8 protein-coding genes are annotated in these 4,998 nt (G+C 47.3%); 7 read left to right on the top strand and 1 reads right to left on the bottom strand.

The window, feature by feature from the left end; translation table 11 throughout:
• From IM515_RS00420 to IM515_RS00400, 5 genes are all read left to right on the top strand, one after another.
• The coding region (locus IM515_RS00420; RefSeq protein ID WP_287627018.1) for a transposase at positions 1–115 on the top strand (115 nt) is incomplete at its 5' end.
• 290 nt (positions 116–405) lie between these two features.
• Positions 406–759 carry a metal-sensing transcriptional repressor gene (locus tag IM515_RS00415; RefSeq protein WP_002766602.1) on the top strand — a complete coding sequence of 118 codons (354 nt, stop codon included), beginning with the start codon at positions 406–408 and terminating at the stop codon, positions 757–759.
• Between the two features lie 66 nt (positions 760–825).
• Positions 826–1,008 carry a 30S ribosomal protein S21 gene (rpsU, locus tag IM515_RS00410; RefSeq protein WP_002738938.1) on the top strand — a complete coding sequence of 61 codons (183 nt, stop codon included), beginning with the start codon at positions 826–828 and terminating at the stop codon, positions 1,006–1,008.
• A 154-nt stretch (positions 1,009–1,162) separates the two neighbouring features.
• Positions 1,163–1,816 carry a uracil phosphoribosyltransferase gene (upp, locus tag IM515_RS00405; protein ID WP_002764021.1) on the top strand — a complete coding sequence of 218 codons (654 nt, stop codon included), beginning with the start codon at positions 1,163–1,165 and terminating at the stop codon, positions 1,814–1,816.
• A gap of 14 nt (positions 1,817–1,830) precedes the next feature.
• On the top strand, positions 1,831–2,118 hold the full coding sequence (locus IM515_RS00400; RefSeq protein WP_002766601.1) for a ssl2009 family thylakoid membrane protein: 288 nt from the start codon (positions 1,831–1,833) through the stop codon (positions 2,116–2,118).
• Positions 2,119–2,345: 227 nt separating this feature from the next.
• On the opposite strand, the gene IM515_RS00395 is transcribed toward IM515_RS00400, so the two are convergent.
• Positions 2,346–3,107 carry a PEP-CTERM sorting domain-containing protein gene (locus IM515_RS00395; protein ID WP_287630073.1) on the bottom strand — a complete coding sequence of 254 codons (762 nt, stop codon included), beginning with the start codon at positions 3,105–3,107 and terminating at the stop codon, positions 2,346–2,348.
• A gap of 334 nt (positions 3,108–3,441) precedes the next feature.
• Here IM515_RS00395 and IM515_RS00390 point away from each other — a divergent pair, with 334 nt between their 5' ends.
• Both IM515_RS00390 and IM515_RS00385 read left to right on the top strand, forming a co-directional pair.
• Positions 3,442–4,338, top strand: a complete 897-nt coding sequence (locus IM515_RS00390) for an ABC transporter permease (protein ID WP_002789013.1) — start codon at positions 3,442–3,444, stop codon at positions 4,336–4,338.
• A gap of 94 nt (positions 4,339–4,432) precedes the next feature.
• Positions 4,433–4,765: a hypothetical protein gene (locus tag IM515_RS00385; protein WP_185238000.1), complete on the top strand. Its 333-nt coding sequence runs from the start codon at positions 4,433–4,435 to the stop codon at positions 4,763–4,765.
• Positions 4,766–4,998: the final 233 nt, after the last annotated feature.

Below are 4,998 nucleotides of genomic sequence, written 5' to 3'. Positions count from 1 at the left end.
GGTGGTCGAGGGAATCAACAATAAACTTAAACTAATAAAACGGAGAGGCTATGGCTTGAGAAACTTTCGGAATTTTTGGGTTAGAAGTATGTTATCTTGGCATCTTGTCTGTTGATTTAGCATAAAGAGTAACGAAGAGCCAAATTTTCACCCCCACAGATGAAAGAGGTTTCCTTCCCTACACCCCACACCCGACACCCCACACCCCACCTGCCCCCCCGATGTCGGGGGGGTTGGGGGGGCCACACCCTACACCCCACACCCGACACCCCACACCCCACACCCGACACCCTCTTTCAAACCGAAGACCCCTGAACGGAAATTCAAACTGGACAAAACTATGCTAGGGGCTGGGGTCTGCAAGTGTGGCACACTAGAGAGTATAACTGAATTGACGGTAAGCCCTTGACTAATCAAATTACCCCTTTCGACCCCCTTCACAACCACGACGAGACGGGCCATGACCACGAGTCAAAAGGGACTCCCCACGTCCATAGCGAAGCTTCCCTGAAGCAAATTATTAACCGTCTCTCGCGGATCGAAGGACACATTCGCGGCATCAAGACGATGGTATCGGAAAATCGTCCCTGTCCCGAAGTTTTGATGCAAATTGCCGCTATTCGCGGGGCGATTGATCGCGTTGCCAGAATTATTCTCGACGAACATCTGAGCGAATGTATTGCCCGGGCTGCCCAGGAAGGTAGTATCGAGACAGAAATTGAAGAATTAAAGGCCGCCTTGGATCGCTTTTTACCCTAGATTGTGCTATAATGAGAAGTTGGCATTTTTTAGGCAGAGAGCAATTACAGGAGGTGAATTAGGTTAATGACCCAAGTGGTAGTTGGTCAGAACGAGGCGATCGAATCAGCCCTGCGTCGTTTTAAGCGACAGGTAGCGAAAGCGGGAATTTATGCGGATATCAAAAAGCATCAATTTTTTGAAACCCCTCAAGAAAAGAGAAAGCGTAAAGCAGTAGCCCGGAGACGACAAAGAACCCGTCGTCGTTAAAATTAGCCAAGTCAGAAGCCGCTCGCAAGCTTCTGGCTTGCTTTTATTTTAACCTCTGTTTTGGGGTTTGGGAAGCGGGAAGTGGGGAGTGGGAAGTGGGGAGAAAAAAGCTGTTAAGATAAAGTTTAGTCCTCGATCGAGTTCTAGTGTTTTCATGGTTTTACAACTGCGCGTCTATGTTCCCGAACATCCTCTGGTTAAGCATTGGTTAGCGATCGCACGCGATCAAAATACCCCCTCGGTACTGTTTAAAACAGCGATGACGGAACTAGGCCGCTGGTTAACCTACGAAGCGGCGCGGCAATGGTTGCCGACCCTGGAAACTAGCGTTAAAACCCCTCTAGCGGAATGTCCGGCTACTTTTATCGATCCTAGCGTACCGATGGCCGTAGTCCCGATTTTACGGGCAGGATTAGCCCTGTTGGAAGGAGCCCAAAGCCTTTTACCCCTAGCTAGTACCTATCACCTCGGTTTAGCCAGAAATGAGGAAACCCTAGAGGCGAGTTGTTATTTAAATAAATTACCGGCCAGTTTTGATCCGGCCACAAGAGTCTTAATTCTTGAACCGATGTTAGCCACGGGGGGATCAATTTCAACGGCAATGGCAGAAATTACCAGCAGAGGCGTTGATCCTGCCCTGATTCGCCTGATTTCCGTGGTGGCTGCCCCGCCGGCTTTACAGAAATTGAGTCAAAATTATCCCAGCTTGAACATCTATACGGCTATTATCGATGAAGGATTAAATAGCCGCGGTTACATCGTGCCGGGATTGGGCGATGCCGGCGATCGAGCTTTTGGAACCTATTAGGAGAAAAGGGGATTATGAGTCAGCGAGATGGGTTTACGGGCGGTTTTTTAGCCGGTGCGATTGTCGGTGGTTTAGTGGGCGGTGTTTTGGGGACAGTGTTGGCTAATCGCAGCCGTCGCGGTTTAGGAGATGGGGATAATCAAGCTTTTTTAGAGGAGATCCGCAATGGGCGCTTGACTCCAGAGGAAGGCATGGAAATGGCCCGCCGCAGTTTAGAAGATAAAATTGCCCAGTTAAATCTAGCGATCGATGATGTGCGTCAACAGTTAGGATCGGTACAGGAAAACGGCAGCGATCATTAAATAGGGCTGGCCGAATAAATCTAAAAACCTCTTCCCTAATTTCCTTGGCTGTAGCTTGGATTACTGTTGCTTGTGTAGTCACGATTTTTGATCATTCTACGGCCAATCCTAACATAATTCAGGACTGAGATGCTACCCATCAAAAAACCTCCCCCAAAAAAAGAGAGAGGAAACCCGCACCTCCTCTCCTCTTCCAGAAAACGGGTTTCTCAAAGAAACCCGTTTTCTTAAGTGTCGCTGCCGCCCCCAGTAAGCCTAACAGCACTCCCTAGCATTAAACCGCCCAGGGTGATAAAACCAAGAAGGCTAGAGGGTTCGGGGACGCTGACTGCTGGAGTCGGAACTGTCAGTACGGTTGAGATTCCATAGAACTGGTATACTTCAGAACCTGACTTAACGGATTCGTTGATCCACCCTGACCCCAGGAAAGCGCCCGCAACACCGACGATAGCGACATTAGACCCGATCGCCCCTCCACAGCACCCGACCGTACCATCATCCGAGGTTCCAGACCATACGAAAGTAACACCTACGGATTCTTGGGGAGTGCGATCAATGCCGGTTAATATGCTGCCATCCCAGAGATCGGCATTATTGTTGGCAACCCGGTTGCCATCTATGAGATAGATCGGAACACCCGTACTCGATGGATTAGTACCTGTATTATCACGGGCAGCGACTGAATCCGTAGAACCGATCACCTTCCATTCGATCGTATTAGGGTTAAATCCTGACGCATTTAAAGCCACATCGAGAGCCGTATCAATCCCTGGGGTTCCTCCTCTGGCATCATTGGTAACAAATTTATTGTAGTCGTCGATGTTGGTGCTTGTTGCATCCCGTGTGCCGTCAGTAACAAACACCAAACGATACTGATCGCCTGGATTCAAGCCGGGGGGTACGACCACCAAAGCAGCTTGTGCCGCACTAGCCGTTACCAGAGTCGCAAGGGCAACTCCAGAAACAATTCCGAGTTGTTTTATTTTCATGAAAAGAAAAGGGTTAATGGTAAATGATTTGAGTGCGTGACATTTAGATTTGGGTTAAGCGATAGGGCAACCCAAAACAATGACAAGCGAATGCTCAAAGACAAAATACACACTTCCCCCCCCCCGCATTGTATCAAAAGCTACAATTTAATAAATATTTACATTCCTTTCCCCCAGGGCTTGCGCCTCTTGTATATTGGAGAAGTGGTAGGGTGTCAGCCTTTTCTTCGAGAGGATTTGCCCCTCACCGGAACCCCAAGAGAGCCATCTGATCACTGATAAACTGTTGACTATCTAAATTACTCGTTAAGACTGCATTAGAGGTAAATATTTCATGAGCCAAACGATCACACCTTCTTCCTTAAAAGCTAGTTTAGCCCCCAATCCCACTAGAGCAGCAACGGTGGACGATGGGGGAAATGTGCTAGGGGAATTTCTGCAAGAAACTCTGGCCATGACTAAACGTCTGTTCATCCAATTACAACGTCGTCCTTCAACCCTAATCGCGGGGGTAATTCAGCCATTTATGTGGCTGATTTTATTTGGGGCATTGTTTTATAATGCCCCCCAGGGTCTATTCGGCAACGATCTCAGTTATGCTAAATTTCTCGCCCCCGGGGTGATTGTCTTTACCGCTTTTTCTGGGGCTTTAAATGCCGGTTTGCCGGTAATGTTCGATCGAGAATTTGGCTTTCTTAACCGTCTCTTGGTAGCACCTTTAACCACTCGTTACTCGATCGTGGCCGCTTCTACCATCTATATTATCGCCCTCAGTTTCATCCAAACCGCCTCGATCGTGGCCGCTAGTGCCTTTTTAGGGGCCGGATTGCCTAGTTTAGCCGGATTAGGTGCGATCGCTTTGATTGTTTTCCTAATAGTTTTGGGTATGACTGCCTTAAGTCTCAGTTTAACCTTTGCTCTCCCCGGACATATCGAATTAATCGCCGTCATTTTTGTCACCAATTTACCGCTTTTATTTGCCAGTACCGCCCTCGCTCCCTTAAACTTTATGGCAGATTGGTTAAAAGTAATCGCTAGTCTCAACCCTCTCACCTATGCGATCGAACCGATCCGTTATATTTATTTCAATCAGCACTGGTCTTTTGATAGCATAGTCTTACAAACCCCTTGGCTTGACCTCAATTTCTTGACAGTTTTAGCCCTGCTCTTAGCTTTTGATCTGCTAATCCTTTTAGCAATTCAGCCCTTACTTCGTCGTCGTTTTGCTTAAATCAGTTATCAGTTATCAGTTATCAGTTCACTGAAAAGCCTGTAACTTTCTCAAAACCAAAAACTAGATAATTTTCTGAGGAGTTAGTTAGATTATGAATACTCAAAAAATGTTGATCAAATCGTCTTTATTTCTAGCTACTATTTTATTAGTCGGGGCTGGTTTTAATCGGCAAGTGTTAGCTCAAAGCTTGAACCCCAGTCAGCCGGATTATCAAAAAAATGAACGTAGTTCCGATGGCAGGGATGCTCTCGGTGGTTTTAATCCTCTAGACTTGATTCATAATAGTAATTTTCGCCGTAGCCGGGACGGATCGGAGTTTCAGGAAGATACTCGCAATAATATCAACGAAGCGGCCGAGGAGTTTAAACGCAAGCAAAGAGAACAAATAGAAAATCTGCAAAATTCTGCCCCAGAAACCAAATAAAACCCCTTTTTTGAGTAGTTAGACACAATTAATCGCACATAGGTAGGTATTGAAAACTTTCAGATGCCCCCCTTATTAGGGGTAGATCCCCCCGCCTATCGGCACCCCCCTTATCAAGGGTAGATCCCCCCGCCTATCGGCACCCCCCTTATCAAGGGTAGATCCCCCCGCCTATCGGCACCCCCCTTATCAAGGGGGGCAGGGGGGATCGAACCTAAAATCCATTTTTAATT

The organism is Microcystis sp. M44BS1 (assembly GCF_020244875.1).
Lineage (GTDB): Bacteria > Cyanobacteriota > Cyanobacteriia > Cyanobacteriales > Microcystaceae > Microcystis > Microcystis panniformis.
The sequence above is the reverse complement of the archived record's forward strand: the minus strand, read 5'-3'. Positions and strand labels throughout refer to the sequence as shown.